This window comes from Chryseolinea lacunae, assembly GCF_016735595.1.
GTDB classification, from domain to species: domain Bacteria; phylum Bacteroidota; class Bacteroidia; order Cytophagales; family Cyclobacteriaceae; genus Chryseolinea; species Chryseolinea lacunae.
Window position 1 is genome coordinate 182,867 of the sequence record NZ_JAERRB010000009.1, and the last position, 13,826, is coordinate 196,692.

14 protein-coding genes are annotated in these 13,826 nt (G+C 53.0%); 8 read left to right on the top strand and 6 right to left on the bottom strand.

All coding sequences use genetic code 11. The features are described 5' to 3' along the window. Positions 1 to 2: 2 nt before the first annotated feature. Genes hisA through hisIE form a run of 3 tightly spaced genes read left to right on the top strand, consistent with a single transcriptional unit; the run spans position 3 to position 2,111 of the window. Positions 3 to 716 carry a 1-(5-phosphoribosyl)-5-[(5-phosphoribosylamino)methylideneamino]imidazole-4-carboxamide isomerase gene (gene hisA, locus JI741_RS22850; protein ID WP_202013741.1) on the top strand — a complete coding sequence of 238 codons (714 nt, stop codon included), beginning with the start codon at positions 3 to 5 and terminating at the stop codon, positions 714 to 716. Positions 717 to 723: 7 nt separating this feature from the next. Further along, complete coding sequence (gene hisF / locus JI741_RS22855) at positions 724 to 1,479, top strand: imidazole glycerol phosphate synthase subunit HisF (RefSeq protein ID WP_202013742.1); 756 nt, start codon at positions 724 to 726, stop codon at positions 1,477 to 1,479. Positions 1,480 to 1,511: 32 nt separating this feature from the next. Continuing rightward, complete coding sequence (gene hisIE, locus JI741_RS22860) at positions 1,512 to 2,111, top strand: bifunctional phosphoribosyl-AMP cyclohydrolase/phosphoribosyl-ATP diphosphatase HisIE (protein WP_202013743.1); 600 nt, start codon at positions 1,512 to 1,514, stop codon at positions 2,109 to 2,111. On the opposite strand, the gene JI741_RS22865 is transcribed toward hisIE, so the two are convergent. The 3 genes from JI741_RS22865 to JI741_RS22875 all read right to left on the bottom strand — a co-directional run bounded on the left by JI741_RS22865 (position 2,068) and on the right by JI741_RS22875 (position 5,566). Further along, on the bottom strand, positions 2,068 to 3,288 hold the full coding sequence (locus tag JI741_RS22865; protein ID WP_202013744.1) for an acyltransferase family protein: 1,221 nt from the start codon (positions 3,286 to 3,288) through the stop codon (positions 2,068 to 2,070). The two genes, hisIE and JI741_RS22865, sit on opposite strands and share 44 nt — an antisense overlap. A gap of 114 nt (positions 3,289 to 3,402) precedes the next feature. Further along, positions 3,403 to 4,887 carry a dihydrolipoyl dehydrogenase family protein gene (locus tag JI741_RS22870; protein ID WP_202013745.1) on the bottom strand — a complete coding sequence of 495 codons (1,485 nt, stop codon included), beginning with the start codon at positions 4,885 to 4,887 and terminating at the stop codon, positions 3,403 to 3,405. A gap of 79 nt (positions 4,888 to 4,966) precedes the next feature. Continuing rightward, positions 4,967 to 5,566, bottom strand: coding sequence for an arginine deiminase-related protein (locus JI741_RS22875; RefSeq protein WP_202013746.1), 600 nt, complete (start codon positions 5,564 to 5,566; stop codon positions 4,967 to 4,969). Between the two features lie 419 nt (positions 5,567 to 5,985). Here JI741_RS22875 and JI741_RS22880 point away from each other — a divergent pair, with 419 nt between their 5' ends. Next, the gene (locus JI741_RS22880) at positions 5,986 to 7,884 is read left to right on the top strand and encodes a sensor histidine kinase (RefSeq protein WP_202013747.1); all 1,899 of its coding nucleotides are present in this window, start codon (positions 5,986 to 5,988) and stop codon (positions 7,882 to 7,884) included. Positions 7,885 to 7,888: 4 nt separating this feature from the next. Beyond that, positions 7,889 to 8,476, top strand: coding sequence for a phosphatase PAP2 family protein (locus JI741_RS22885; protein ID WP_202013748.1), 588 nt, complete (start codon positions 7,889 to 7,891; stop codon positions 8,474 to 8,476). A 36-nt stretch (positions 8,477 to 8,512) separates the two neighbouring features. Here JI741_RS22885 and JI741_RS22890 read toward each other — a convergent pair whose 3' ends face one another. The 3 genes from JI741_RS22890 to JI741_RS22900 form a co-directional block, all read right to left on the bottom strand. After that, entirely contained in the window at positions 8,513 to 9,007 is a 495-nt protein-coding gene (locus tag JI741_RS22890; protein WP_202013749.1) for a DUF937 domain-containing protein, read from the bottom strand. 61 nt (positions 9,008 to 9,068) lie between these two features. Continuing rightward, complete coding sequence (locus tag JI741_RS22895) at positions 9,069 to 9,653, bottom strand: riboflavin synthase (RefSeq protein ID WP_202013750.1); 585 nt, start codon at positions 9,651 to 9,653, stop codon at positions 9,069 to 9,071. A 60-nt stretch (positions 9,654 to 9,713) separates the two neighbouring features. Beyond that, positions 9,714 to 11,372: an amidohydrolase gene (locus JI741_RS22900; protein ID WP_202013751.1), complete on the bottom strand. Its 1,659-nt coding sequence runs from the start codon at positions 11,370 to 11,372 to the stop codon at positions 9,714 to 9,716. A 250-nt stretch (positions 11,373 to 11,622) separates the two neighbouring features. Between JI741_RS22900 and JI741_RS22905 the strand changes: the two genes are divergently transcribed. The 3 genes from JI741_RS22905 (at position 11,623) to JI741_RS22915 (ending at position 13,800) form a co-directional block, all read left to right on the top strand. Beyond that, positions 11,623 to 12,198 carry a hypothetical protein gene (locus JI741_RS22905; RefSeq protein ID WP_202013752.1) on the top strand — a complete coding sequence of 192 codons (576 nt, stop codon included), beginning with the start codon at positions 11,623 to 11,625 and terminating at the stop codon, positions 12,196 to 12,198. Between the two features lie 3 nt (positions 12,199 to 12,201). Then, positions 12,202 to 12,486 carry a winged helix-turn-helix domain-containing protein gene (locus JI741_RS22910; RefSeq protein ID WP_202013753.1) on the top strand — a complete coding sequence of 95 codons (285 nt, stop codon included), beginning with the start codon at positions 12,202 to 12,204 and terminating at the stop codon, positions 12,484 to 12,486. A gap of 279 nt (positions 12,487 to 12,765) precedes the next feature. Continuing rightward, complete coding sequence (locus JI741_RS22915; RefSeq protein WP_202013754.1) at positions 12,766 to 13,800, top strand: DUF72 domain-containing protein; 1,035 nt, start codon at positions 12,766 to 12,768, stop codon at positions 13,798 to 13,800. The last annotated feature ends 26 nt before the right edge of the window (positions 13,801 to 13,826 follow it).

Sequence of the window (13,826 nt, forward strand, 5' to 3'; positions counted from 1 at the left end):
ACATGAGAATCATTCCCGCGATCGACATCATAGACGGCAAGTGCGTCAGGCTCACACAAGGCGACTATGCCCAGAAGAAAATATACCACGAAGATCCCGTGCAGGTAGCCCGGTCGTTTGAAGAAGCAGGCCTCACCGATTTGCACGTGGTGGATCTTGATGGCGCCAAAGCCGGCAAAGTGGTGAACTGGAAAGTGGTGGAAGACATCGCCAAAAACACAGGCCTCGCCGTGGACTTCGGCGGCGGCATCAAGACCGAAGAAGAAATTGACAAACTGCTGAACCTGGGCGTGAAGCAAGTGAACTTGGGAAGCGTGGCGGTGAAAGAACCGTTGAAAGTGATTTCGTGGCTGAAAAAATTCGGCAAATCAAAAATCATTCTCAGTGCCGATGTGAAAGGCGAGTTCATCGCCATCAGCGGCTGGCAGGAAAGCTCTCCCCTCACCCTCTTCTCGCTGCTGAAAGACTACACACGCAACGGCATCGAATATGTGACGTGCACCGACATCAGCACCGACGGCATGTTGACGGGACCCAACATTGAATTGTATAAGAACATCCTCATGAGCTTCCCACAACTGAACCTCGTGGCCAGCGGTGGCGTGAGCAACCTCGAAGACCTGCGCGAGCTGAAACGCATCGGTGCCGACGGCGCCATTGTGGGCAAAGCAATTTATGAAGGCCGCATCACACTGGAAGAACTCAAAACTTTATAAACGCGTCATGCTGACCAAACGAATTATTCCCTGCCTCGACATCAAAGACGGCCGCACCGTGAAAGGTGTGAACTTCGTGAACATCCGCGACGCGGGCGATCCGGTTGAGCTGGGTTCGCTCTATGCACGACAAGGTGCCGACGAACTGGTGTTCCTCGACATCTCGGCCACCAACGAAGAACGCAAAACGTTTGCGTCGCTGGTCAAAGACATCGCCCGGCACATCAACATTCCCTTCACGGTGGGCGGCGGCATCAGCTCTGTGGCCGATGTGGCGCCGCTGCTGGAGGCCGGTGCCGACAAGGTGAGCATCAACTCTGCCGCCGTGCGCAACCCACAATTGATCGATGATCTGTCGCGTGCCTTTGGCGCCCAATGCATCGTGCTCGCCATCGACGCCCGCAAGATCGACAACCAATGGACGGTGCACACGCATGGAGGAAAAATAGCAACCGACAAAAAACTTTTGTCGTGGGCCAAGGAAGGACAGGAACGTGGCGCCGGCGAAATTCTGTTCACGTCAATGGATCACGATGGCACCAAAGAAGGTTTTGCCATCGACCCGCTGAGCAAGCTCAACGCCATGCTCGACATTCCGGTGATCGCTTCCGGCGGCGCGGGCTTGAAAGAACATTTCATCGACGCCTTTGTGTTGGGCAAGGCCGACGCTGCACTGGCCGCCAGCATCTTTCACTTCGGCCAGGTGAAAATTCCGGAACTGAAGACCTATCTGAAAGAACGGAACATCGCGATGCGCGCCTGATTTTTCTCTACACCCTATTTCAACCGAATGCCATGAACGAACGAACCATACACTTCAGCAAAACCGACGGCCTCGTGCCCTGTGTGATCCAAGATGCCAAAACCCTGCGCGTGCTGATGCTGGGCTATATGAACGAAGAAGCCTATACAAAAACACTGGCCGAAAAGAAGGTGACATTCTTCAGCCGCAGCAAACAACGTCTGTGGACCAAGGGCGAAACCTCGGGCAACTTCCTGCACCTGGTCGAAATCGCCATAGACTGCGACGGCGACACGTTGCTGATCAAGGCCAATCCACAAGGGCCGGTTTGCCACACGGGCGCCGACACCTGCTTCAACGAAACCAACGAACGCTGGGACCTTGCCACACTCGAAGCGGTGATTCAGGATCGAAAGGCAAACCCCACCGCCGGATCATACACCGCGTCGCTCTTCGACAAAGGCATCAACAAAGTGGCACAAAAAGTTGGAGAAGAAGCGGTGGAGCTCGTCATCGAAGCAAAAGACAACAACACCGAACTCTTCCTCGGCGAGGCCTCCGACCTCATGTTTCACTACCTCGTGCTGCTCACGGCAAAAGGGCATTCACTCAACGATGTGCTTGACGTGCTGAAGAAGCGTCATGGAAAATAAGCTGGGCCTTTGCCTCCTCCACAACAAGCGGTGTGCGACGGGTTTGAAAACGTTTGTTCAGATAGTTGCGCGCCGGTATCTCGACGTAGCGATAGGTTAGCGAAGCCACAATCAAGGTAAGGGCGACCAACCCAATGCACAGCTTCCACCCCAGCGCCAGATCGGGTGGTGTGGTTACCAGCTTCATGAAGTCGGCAAACAGCGTCGGATTCTGGCGAACAGACCAGATTGTAAAAAAGTAGGCGATGGGAATGTGCACCATGTAAATCGAAAACGACCAGTCGCCCAACCGTTGCAGCGGTTTCCAATCCAACATGCGTTTCACCTGTGTGCCGTTGTAGGCCGCGCAGAGAATGATGAACGGAAAGAAAGCCAGCGTCAGCATGTCGTCTATTCCAAGGTGCATCGCTACCAGAGCACCAAGAAACGAAATAGCAAAACTGATGCTCGACTTGAAAAGTGTATAGCCTGTTCCGGCTTTGTACAGATCGTAGACCAGCATGCCAATGGCAAACCCCAGGAAGCAACGGATAAATCCCCAGTCGGCAACAAAGTTGATCGAATAGCCAAAGGGGCCTTTGCCATCGCCAAGCCCATACTTCAATCCAACGTAGCCCGCCACAATCAAGATCACCGTAACAATCTTCCACACGCTGCGCACATTCGTGAAATAGGGAACTAGAAACGGAAAAATCATATACATCCACCACTCCGTGCTCAGCGACCACGACGGTGTGTTCAAGGGTGCTGACGTATACAAATGCATGCCTTGTAACAACACGAGCGACGATGGTATGGCCCCGAGATTAAACATCTCCTGAAAAAACGGATCAAGTCCACGCGCATACGAAAGCACGATGGCCGTCATGATCGAAGCCCAGACGAGGGTGAACAAATGAATGGGATATATTCTCGCGAAGCGGGCCCCGATAAATTTCCAGTAGTTTCCACGCGTCACCACGTGTTCGAAATCTCTTCCATAAACATAGCACATAATGAATCCGCTGAGGATAAAAAAGAAGTCCACCCAAAGCCAGCCAAAGTCAAGCAGCTTCGTGTAGCCCGGGGGCACAAAGCCCATCACCATGAGATTGGAATGAAAGACAACCACCAGCAGCGCCGCGATGCCGCGCAGGGGTGTCAACGTTGTGAGATACGGTTTTTGAGACGGTTGCATAAAAGAGAGGTTTTTATGCAACACAATTTCTGTCGAATCCATGTGCCAATCCATACCATGATATGGGTATTCGTTCACATAGATGTTCAACCGTCTATTTTAAGAAACTACATCTTAAAAATGAATATCCTGATAAACCCCTCCAGTGCTGGTGCGGCACGAAATTTTTCCTTTCAGGGCTGCGGGCTTGAACAATGATTTCCCCAACAGCATGCGCACACATTCCTGTATGCCTTCGGTGATGGAGGGATGGGGATGCACGCACTCTGCCAGTTCTTCAATGCCCTTGTCCATGCTGATGAGCACGGCCACGGCCTGAATGGCGCTTGACGCGTGGTTGCCAATGATCTTGAGTCCGAGAATTTTCATCTGGTCGTCGTTGGTCACCAGCATTTTGATGAAGCCTTGTGTGTTGCGTTTGGCAATGGCGCGGGGGATGCAGCTGTAGTCGAGCGTCACCACCTTATAGTCCACACCTTTTTCGCGGGCCTGTGTTTCGTTCACGCCCACACTGGCCACTTCGGGGTTGAGGAACATGATGGTGCTGATGTTTTCATACATCAGTTTATGTCGGGGATTGCCGAATATTTTTTCAACGGCATAACGACCTTCCAGTTCGCCCACGTTCACCAGCGAGATGTCGGCGGTGATGTCGCCCACGGCGTAGATGTTGGGGATGTTGGTTTGGGTGTCGTTGTCTTCGATGCCGCGCTTGGAGATGCTGATGTTCACGGAGTCGTCCCACAGTTCTTCGTAGTTGGGTGTGCGGCCTACGGCCACCAGGGCCTTGGCCACGTTGAAGATGCCTTTGGTGGTATCGTCGTATTCGAGTTCGTATTCCACTCGGCCGTGTTTGATCTCCATGCGGATGAGGCGCGAGTTCCGGTGAATGAGCACACCGTTGTTTTCCATGTTGCGTTCAATCACGCGCACAATGTCTTCGTCTTCGAAGGGCAGAATGCGGGCGCCTTTGTCGATGAGGTGCACTTTGGTTTTGCCAAAGCCCGAGAAGATGGTGGCATACTCGCAACCAATCACCCCAGCACCGACAATGACCATGCTCTCCGGAAAGTCTTCCATGCTCTCGATGCCATCGCTGGTCATCACGATCTTTTCGTCGATGGGCAACTCGGGCAGGTAGCGGGGCCGGCTGCCCGTGGCCAGCACGATGTGTTCAGCCCAAACCACTTCCTTCTCGTAGGCCCCGGCGTCGATCTCTATTTCGTGTTCGCTCACCAGTCGCGCGCTGCCTTTTTTGAAGCTCAGCAGGCTGCTGTAATGAGAGTCTTTCATCATGTGGATGTGTTCCTCCAGCATGCCCTTGCGCTCTTCGATGGCGCGGGCCACTTCCTCCTGGATTTCCGTGTAGTTGATGCTGGGCACTTTGAGATTGAACCGTTTCAGGTTTTTGCGGAACGACGCAGTTTCGCGCGACAGCTCCCACCAGGTCTTCGACGACAGCGCACCGTTGGTGACGCCGGCACCGCCGACCTTGTTTTTCTCAATGAGCAATGTTTTCTTTTTGAAGTCGAGTGCGCGCATAGCCGCGGCATAGCCGGAAGGGCCCGCCCCGATTACCACCAGATCAAATTTCTCCATAACCGAAGACCAAAGTATTCCCGTACAATGTACAATAAAATCGCAAGTTGAAAAGGAGACAGAGACCGTTGCGTCCCTTTTAGGAGACAATTTTCTCCAGCGAAACGGCGGTGAAGAAAGCCGCAGGCGATATTCCGGCACCCCACGGTCCAGCCTCATCCCACGACACGGGCAGCAGTGTGGCAAAGCTGCTCAGTGCGTCGGCCTGGCCGGGCAGCAGGCTGTTGTGGAATGTTTCGGAGAGCACCACCACGGGTTCGCCATAGTGCGTGGCCACCTCCATGATGCCGGTGATGAATCGCTTTCGTTGTGCATAGCTGATGGCGATCACTTTCCGGTTGGCCGCCACAAGATCGTCCAGCAACGTATCCTGATCTTGCTCCGACCGAAGCGCATCCAGACACACTAGCGCGAAGCCCGTGCCCAGGAACAACACCGACGCCATGTCGGTCGAAGCACGTCCGTCTTCTTCGGTAACCGCGAGCGGCACGGGTTGGTAGCCTACCGCCTCAGCCCAAGCCTGCACCTCCGGGGCAACGCCTTCGCCTTCGCGGCATGCATACATTCGTTTGCTGCCGTCGTCAAAAACCGCGGCAAGGTTTCCGGTGTTGCGCCCGGGTGTTTCCCCGAGTTGAATCACGTCGGCAATCCTGAACGTTTTTGTCAGATAATTTATCATCGCCTGGCCCGGAGCATCTATTGGTTTATGCACCACAAGCTTTCCCCCGGCATGAAAAGCCAACGGTGTTGGCGCACACTGTAGCCCGTCCGATAATTGTGTCACATAATTGTATACACACACCGGAACATCGGCAGCGATCAGTTGATCAGTGATGCGGTCTATCACTGATGACAGGGATATTTCAGGCGATAAAGCGTGTTGATGCTGGTGCTGATCGGAGGCCGATGGCCTGCACACGAAAACAGTCGAACCTCTTTGTCCGTTCATTTGAATGCACACGCAGAAACGTGTTGGTTAATTGATTAACTTTGACAAAGTAAGCCTAAAGAAGATTAATTTCTCAGATGAATTTTTTGCGCACACTTATTTATACGGGCGTCGCCTTTGCAAAGACCTCATCTGAAAAACGTGGCATTATGCTGGCCAACGCAGTCGCCACCATCCTCTTCACCCTCAGTCTCGTCACCACTTTTTTCTACTACCTCTGGTATGGTGCCAACATCGTCACCTACCTCATTCCTGTGCTGGGCGCGATGGCGCTGGTGGTGCTTCTGCTAAACAGCAGAGGGTTCACTACACTGGCGCGTGTGTGGATCAGTTTCCTCAGCCCGGTGTTGGTGATGGCCCTGTCGATCTATTCCAAATGGGTCTACTACGATCAACAGGAAGAGCTGGACTATTTCACCTTCCGCATTGTGGTGCTGGGCTGTTGTGTGATTCCGTGGATGTTGTTTTCCCTGCAAGAAAGAACCGGCCTGATCCTCTGCGCGCTGGGCGGCCTGCTCGTGCTCATGGCACACGATCCGTTGCACGCGGCGTTTGGTGTGCCCTACCCCGAAGACCGGCTGAAGCTGATGAATTATTATTTTACCAACATCGTGATCCTGCTCACCTACTTCATCATGGTGGGCTCACTGGGATTTTTGAAATGGCTTTCCGAAAAAAACGAACGCATCAACGCCGAGCTCATCGAAGACCTCAATCTGGCCAACGTGCTTCTCCTGGAACGCAACGCCGAAATTGAAGCACAGAATGCCGAGATCCATGCGCAAAGCGAAGTGCTGCAAGCCAACCAGGACAAGCTTATCGAAGCCAACCGTGTCATCGACGATCAACGCGACAGGCTCTATAGCAAAACGTTGCACCTGGAGTCGGAGCTGGTGAAAAAAAACATGGACCTGGTGGAGACCAACACCGAACTGGTGAAACACAACAACGAGCTTCGCCAGTTTTCCTATACGGTGTCGCACAACCTGCGCGGACCGGTGGCCAGCCTGTTGGGATTGCTCAAGCTGGTGAACACCGAAGGCCTCAGCGAAAGTGATGCTGAAGTTTTTTCGCACTTCAGGTCCTCTACCTTCCGTCTCGACGAAATCATTCGCGAGCTCAGCCAGATCATCGACATCCGGCACGACATTTTTCAGATCCGGCAGAAAATCGATTTACGTGCCGAAGTGCAAACCATCTTCACTTCGCTGGAGAAGGAAATACTGTCGCATCACATCCAGCTGAAAGCCTCCTTGGAAGAGTGCCCGACACTTTATTCTGTGAAGCCCATGGTGCACAGCATACTCTACAACCTCATCAGCAACGCCATCAAATACCGGTCGCCCGAACGTGTACCGGTGGTAAGCGTAGCCAGCCACGACGAAGGCGACTTCTTTGTGATCCGCGTGCGCGACAACGGCCTGGGCATCGACCTCAACTCGCACCGCGACAACATGTTCAAGCTCTACCGTCGCTTCCACCAGCACACCGAAGGCAAAGGCCTTGGGCTTTACCTCGTGAAGTTGCAATGCGAAGCCCTCGGCGGGCGCATCGACGTGATGAGCGAGCTGAACAAATTCACCGAGTTCACTGTATATTTGCGCAAGCCCGAAAACGTAAAACAGCAAATGTTGCTGGACGAGCCGCATGCAAAAATATTTTTCGATGCCACAGCAAACTCCACGGGTGTGATCTGGAACGGGCCCGTCACCAGCCAGCAATATCGCCAGGTGTTTTCGAAAGCGCTGGAATTCCTGCGCGTATACAACACCCCAAACTGGCTGTCCGACATTGTTCATCAGGGGCCCATCGCACCCGAAGATCAACTCTGGATGTTTCAGAACATTGTTCCCGAGGCATCGAAGAACGGCCTTCGCCGCATCGCGTTTATTCGCCCTGACGCCAACGACCCGCACGTTGTTGACTACATTCAAAAAATTCAGACCAACGTGCAACGCTACAACATCACGCTCAAACCTTTCCCCACACCACAGGACGCGTTTGAGTGGATGATACAAGAAAACGAAAACGCTACGCTACACTCCTGATATCATGGTCGATCAACTTATTGAATGGGATAAAAAACTTCTGCTCTTCCTCAACGGATTTCATGTATCCTGGCTTGATCCTATCGTGCTGTTTGCTACGGAAACATTTGTGTGGCTGCCGCTGTACCTCTTCTTGCTCTACATTCTCATCCGCACGTATAAAAAGGATGTGTGGATTCCACTGATCGGCATCACCCTCGTTATTGTGCTTGCAGATCAAATCACTTCCGGATTTATGAAGCCCTATTTTGCGCGCCTCCGCCCCTCGCAGGAGCCCACGCTGAAAGGGCTTGTTCACCTGGTGGATGGATACCTCGGCGGTCTTTATGGATTTGCTTCAAGCCACGCCGCCAACACCATGGGCACAGCCACGTTTTTCACGTTGCTGCTGCGCTCAACCAAACCCTGGATTGTGTGGCTGTTTCTCTGGGCCGTCTTGCTCACCTACACGCGCATCTACCTGGGCGTTCACTATCCCGGCGACATCACGGTGGGTTGGCTCATTGGTGCAGGCTGCGGATGGACAGGTTTCCGCGTAGCCAAAGCCCTGCTGGCCTGGAACGAAAAAAGAAGGGCTTCCTCCACCGTGTGAAAGAAAGCCCGTATAAATTTTCTATTTGGTAAGAAACTATCCCAGAATCTTTCCCAGCATTCCACCAAGATCGCCAGAACCCTGCGATGACGAGCCACCCGTGACCTTTCCGAGTATGCTGCCGAGGTCGCTGTTTCCTCCGAACGATTGCAGCATGCTCTGCAAGTCGAAGTCGTTGTCGTTGGGATCGTTGGTTTTATTCACAAACTGATTCATCACCTGCGGAATGAGGCTGCCAGCAATGCTTTGTGCTGCCTGCGGCGACACGCCGAATTTCGAGGCTAAGTTGCCTGCGATGCCAGACACTATTTGCGTCACCATCGGGTTGCTCGAAAGTGATCCTGCACCACCGTTGAACATGGACGTGATTTGCTGAAAATTTCCGGCACCCACCTGGCCTTGCAGGCCCGAGAAAATTTGCTGGGCCACATCCTGAATGGCCGCATTGTTGAACTTGTCAGGAACAGCCTGGTTGCGCACAATGGCGTCGCCGGCATTTTGTTCTACGAGTTTGATGAGTTGATCAAGCATGGCGTTTGAGGGTTTGTTGTTCGATTAAGGTACCAAAAGCAAGCCGCACCTCCCAGCAAAATCATTTGTTTAACAAACGCTTCACATACTTGCCGATGATGTCGAACTCCAGGTTCACCGTGCTGCCGACTTTCAGTTGATGAAAGTTGGTGTGGGTGTGGGTATAGGGAATGATGGCCACCCTAAACCGGCCCGTTTCGCTGTTAAAGCACGTAAGGCTCACGCCATTCACGGCTACCGAACCTTTTTCCACCGTCACGTTGCCAAGGGCGGCATCGTAGCTAAAATCGATCAGCCAGCTTCCGCTGTCTTCGGCAATGGCGCTCACCACACCGGTTTGGTCCACATGCCCTTGCACAATGTGCCCGTCGAAGCGGCCGTTGTTGAGCATGCAGCGTTCAAGGTTCACCTTGTCGCCGGCCTGCAGGCTTCCCAGGTTCGATTTCTGGAGCGTCTCATGAATGGCCGTTACCCAATAGGCGCCATCCTCCACACCCACCACCGTGAGACACACACCGTTGTGCGACACACTCTGGTCTACCTTAAGCTCGTGACTGAGCGTGCTGGCAATTTTGAAGTGCGTGTTAGCTCCCTCCTGCTCGCGCTTCGTTACTTCCCCCATGGTTTCGATTATTCCTGTGAACATAGCTTTCTGCTTAGCGTGCAAAAATAAAAAGAAGCCCTGTGAAACCGCTATTTTCTCACCTCAACCTTTCGCTTTCTTTTCTTCGATGGCCTTCTTCTGGTCGTCGCGCAACGTGGGATAGGTTATGCCCAGTTGCTCCAGATAGGTTTTATACTTCGCAGGATTATAGTAGTACTTCTGCAACTGCGGTTTGAAGCGCACCATGACATCTTTGTTAAGGTATGTGGCCGGAACGTCTTTCGGGCCCACCAGGGGCATGTATTGGATTTCTTTTGTCTGCTCGTTTTTATAATAGTCCCACGATGCTTTCACCAGCTCGGGTTTCAGGAACAAATCCAGCAACGTCATGGCTTCGGCTTTGGCACCGGCAATGATGCCCTTGTGAGCGATGGGCGTGGCCATGGAGATGGCGTTTGACCAATGGTGACCCGGCAGGTTTGGGATGTTTGATGGATACCGGAGCACGATGGTAGGCAGCGACCACGATATGTCGGCGATGTCGTCGGAGCCACCGCCCATGGCGATCAACTGGCGTCCGCCCATCATGATCGGTTTGGTGTCGCTGGGTTGCACAATGGTGTCGAGCTTCACATCAAGGCCTTTGGTCTCCTTGCTTTTCATTTCAATTTGCGTGGCCTGGGCCAGCAGCTGATCTTCGGCACTCCACGCCGGCAAGCCCACTTTTTTGATGTTGCTATACATGGCCTCGGCCATAGGCTTGTTGAAATGTCCGGGCCAGGCCGAGCCAAGAATCTCGTAGGTATATTTGGTATCGGTCATCAGCGCGGCGCCGTCGGCCATCTTCACACCCAGGTCAAAAAGTTTTTTAATGTCGGGGTAGGTACGCTCGCGGAAGTAGTACCACACCGATGCTTTCGAGGGCACCACGTTGGGTTGATCGCCACCGTCGGAAATGACATAGTGCGACCGTTGCGTGAGCTCCAGGTGTTCGCGACGAAAATTCCAGCCGATGTTCATCAGCTCCACAGCGTCGAGCGCGCTGCGGCCACGCCACGGTGCTGCGGCCGCGTGTGCAGCCTGTCCTTCGAAGCTGAACTTCACCGACACCAGGCCGTTGTTGCCGGCGTCGCCATAACTCACCGACAGGTTGCTGCCCACGTGTGTGAAGATGCAGGCATCCACATCTTTAAAATAACCTTCGCGCACATAGAACGCTTTTGTGCCCACCAGTTCTTCGGCCACCCCAGGCCAGAGCATGAGGGTGCCGGGAATTTTTTCGCGCTCCATAATTTTCTTCATCACCAGGGCCGTCACAATGTTCAGCGCCTGTCCGGAGTTGTGGCCTTCGCCATGGCCGGGTGCGCCCGTCACAACGGGGTCGGCATAGGCCACACCCGGTTTTTGCGACGCCTTGGGAATACAATCCACATCCGAACCCAGCGCGATCACGGGCTTGCCGCTTCCCCACGTCGCGATCCACGCGGTGGGCACATTGGCCACCCCCTTCTGAACCTTGAATCCGTTTTTCTCCAACAGCTGTGTGAGGTAGGTCAGGGTTTCATATTCCTGAAACCCCAACTCTGAAAAACTGAACAACATGTCGTTGATTTGTTGCGCGAGGGTGTATTGCTTTTCCACTTCGGCAACAACCTCTGCCTTCAGCTTGGCCAGGCGCTCGTCGCTCACGCCCGTGGTTTGCGCCTGCGCCACCACTATGGCGCAGGTGATGGCTAGTGCTAGTAAAATTCTCTTCATCATGTGTTTTTAAGTCAGGTTAGGTTGGACTTAAACTACAGAAACTTTGAAAGGCCCTGAATCAAATGGTGATAAGCGGCTCAAAAATATATTTTAGTTTATAATATAAACTAGTTTATAATATTCATACATTTGACCTGGCACAATCGCCTGCTGCGTTTCCGGCAAACTACCATCGTTTGCAATTTTCCGGAATGACTTCACGTCGCCGGGGCAGGTTGTGCTCTGTGGATTGCTTAAAAAATTACAGGATATGAAACACGAAGAAGAAACCCTCACCACCCAGCAAAGCCTGGCCATCATCACCGAAATGATCTTGAACACAAAGGGCAATTTGAAGAGCAACAGCATCTACTTTCTGCTCTGGGGGGTTGTGATTGCGCTGGCGAACCTGGGTATGTTTGCCCTGATCATGGTCGACTATCCTTATCCGTACATTGCGTGGACGGCTGCGTTTCCGGCGTGGTTGGCAAGTTTCTATATCGGCTACCGGCAAAGCAAACGGGAGCGCGTCATGACGCACCTCGACCGCGTCAGCATCTGGATGTGGGTCACGTTTGGGGTCATCACCTTCACCCTGATGGCGTTTGGCAAACTGATCAACTATCAGCTTAACCCGGTCATCCTGCTCGTCAGCGCCATCCCAACCCTGCTCTCGGGCATCATCATCCGATTCAGACCCCTGATTGTCGGGGGCATTTTGTTTTGGGTTGCCGGAATTGCTTGCTTTGCCGTGGGCGGCCCGTGGCAATTCCTCATCGGCGCCGCTGCTGTGACCGCGGGCTTCATTGTGCCGGGCGTTTTGTTGAGGAGTAAAAAAGAAGACTAAACAATGTTCAAAGATCTGGATCCCCTGTTGCACGCGCAGCTCCGGCTGGCGGTGATGTCGCTGCTCCTCAGTGTGGAGTCGGCCGATTTCACCTTCATCCGCGAAAAAACGAACAGCACCGCGGGAAATCTGAGCGTGCAACTCGACAAACTTTCGGAGGCCGGTTATATTTCTGTTGAGAAAACTTTCAAAGGAAAAAAGCCCCTCACCACCTGCAAGGTCACCAAAAAAGGAATCAAAGCTTTTGAAGAATATGTGACCGCCCTGAAACAGTATATTCAGAAATAAGCAAAATAGCATAACGCGTCTCATATGCGTCGGACTATCGGTATGGCTACAGGCATGGCTATGCCGGAACGATTTGACATTGACGAGCACTGTTTTTCATAAGGTGGTCATCCCTATCCATGTGGATGATGGCCTCACGAAAACTATACGGCAATCTGAATATCTGCCAGCCCGCCGACAAACCCCACGGAATACGTCATTATTTTTTCCTGAAAAACGGTTACGCTTTTCGGCTGATTTGATCGTCTACGTTTGCCAGGTTTCGTATCTTTATTCCCTATGGAATTTGGAAAAGTAGAGAACAACGACATCGGCCAGGTTGACTTCACGCTTCCGCCCGACGCCCCGGGCACACAAGCCATCCTGACAAAAAACAAAGCGCTGGGCCACACGCCGCAAATCTTTGTGGGGTGCGCCAAATGGGGTCGCAAAGATTGGGTGGGCAAAATCTATCCGAAGAAAACAAAGGAAGCCGACTTCCTCAATCACTATTCCAAACACTTCAACTGCATCGAGCTGAACGCCACATTCTATCGCATGCCCACGCAGGCGCAAACCAGCGGGTGGGCCGCAAAGGTGGGCGACGATTTCAAATTCTGCCCCAAGTTCACCGACCAGATCACGCACATCAAACGCCTGAAAGACGTGCGCGAAAAAACCGACCAGTTTCTTGAAGGCATCAGCGGTTTCAAAAACAAGCTTGGCCCCATCTTCCTCATGCCCCACCCCGGCATGGGTCCCAAAACACTAGAGACCATGGAGGCGTTCATCCAAGGCCTGCCCAAAGACGTCGACCTGTTTCTGGAATTGCGCCACCCCGAATGGTTTAGCAACGCCGAAGCCAACAAGAACGTGTTCGACATGATGGAACGCACCAAGGCCGGCGCCATCATTACCGACGCCTCGGGCCGCCGCGACTGTGTGCACATGCACCTCACCACACCCGAAGCCTTCATCCGCTTTGTGGGCAACGGCCTCCACCCTACCGACTACACCCGTATCGACGCCTGGGTGCAACGCATGAAAGTGTGGATGGAAACGGGCATCGACAAAATCTATTTCTTTATGCACCAGCACGAAGAAATTCACTCACCCGAACTAAGCAAGTATCTCATTCAGCAGCTCAACAAACACTGTGGTACGCACATCCCCGAGCCCGTGTTTGTCCCCGCCGAAGAACAGGAAGAAGGATTGTTCGGCGCCCTGCCCGTGAAAAAGAAAGCCGCACCGGCTAAAAAAACAACGGCCGCAAAAGCCGCGGCCCCGAAAAAAACACCAACAAAAAAATCACCTCCGAAAAAAGCTTCGGAATGATAACTATCCCCCCTAAAACAAAAGCC

Excerpts from the sequence above, each read along its gene's own strand:
- hisA (WP_202013741.1), top strand. The coding sequence starts at position 3 with ATGAGAATCATTCCCGCGATCGACATCATAGACGGCAAGTGCGTCAGG.
- hisF (WP_202013742.1), top strand. The coding sequence starts at position 724 with ATGCTGACCAAACGAATTATTCCCTGCCTCGACATCAAAGACGGCCGC.
- hisIE (WP_202013743.1), top strand. The coding sequence starts at position 1,512 with ATGAACGAACGAACCATACACTTCAGCAAAACCGACGGCCTCGTGCCC.
- JI741_RS22865 (WP_202013744.1), bottom strand. The coding sequence starts at position 3,288 with ATGCAACCGTCTCAAAAACCGTATCTCACAACGTTGACACCCCTGCGC.
- JI741_RS22870 (WP_202013745.1), bottom strand. The coding sequence starts at position 4,887 with ATGGAGAAATTTGATCTGGTGGTAATCGGGGCGGGCCCTTCCGGCTAT.
- JI741_RS22875 (WP_202013746.1), bottom strand. The coding sequence starts at position 5,566 with ATGATAAATTATCTGACAAAAACGTTCAGGATTGCCGACGTGATTCAA.
- JI741_RS22880 (WP_202013747.1), top strand. The coding sequence starts at position 5,986 with ATGCTGGCCAACGCAGTCGCCACCATCCTCTTCACCCTCAGTCTCGTC.
- JI741_RS22885 (WP_202013748.1), top strand. The coding sequence starts at position 7,889 with ATGGTCGATCAACTTATTGAATGGGATAAAAAACTTCTGCTCTTCCTC.
- JI741_RS22890 (WP_202013749.1), bottom strand. The coding sequence starts at position 9,007 with ATGCTTGATCAACTCATCAAACTCGTAGAACAAAATGCCGGCGACGCC.
- JI741_RS22895 (WP_202013750.1), bottom strand. The coding sequence starts at position 9,653 with ATGTTCACAGGAATAATCGAAACCATGGGGGAAGTAACGAAGCGCGAG.
- JI741_RS22900 (WP_202013751.1), bottom strand. The coding sequence starts at position 11,372 with ATGATGAAGAGAATTTTACTAGCACTAGCCATCACCTGCGCCATAGTG.
- JI741_RS22905 (WP_202013752.1), top strand. The coding sequence starts at position 11,623 with ATGAAACACGAAGAAGAAACCCTCACCACCCAGCAAAGCCTGGCCATC.
- JI741_RS22910 (WP_202013753.1), top strand. The coding sequence starts at position 12,202 with ATGTTCAAAGATCTGGATCCCCTGTTGCACGCGCAGCTCCGGCTGGCG.
- JI741_RS22915 (WP_202013754.1), top strand. The coding sequence starts at position 12,766 with ATGGAATTTGGAAAAGTAGAGAACAACGACATCGGCCAGGTTGACTTC.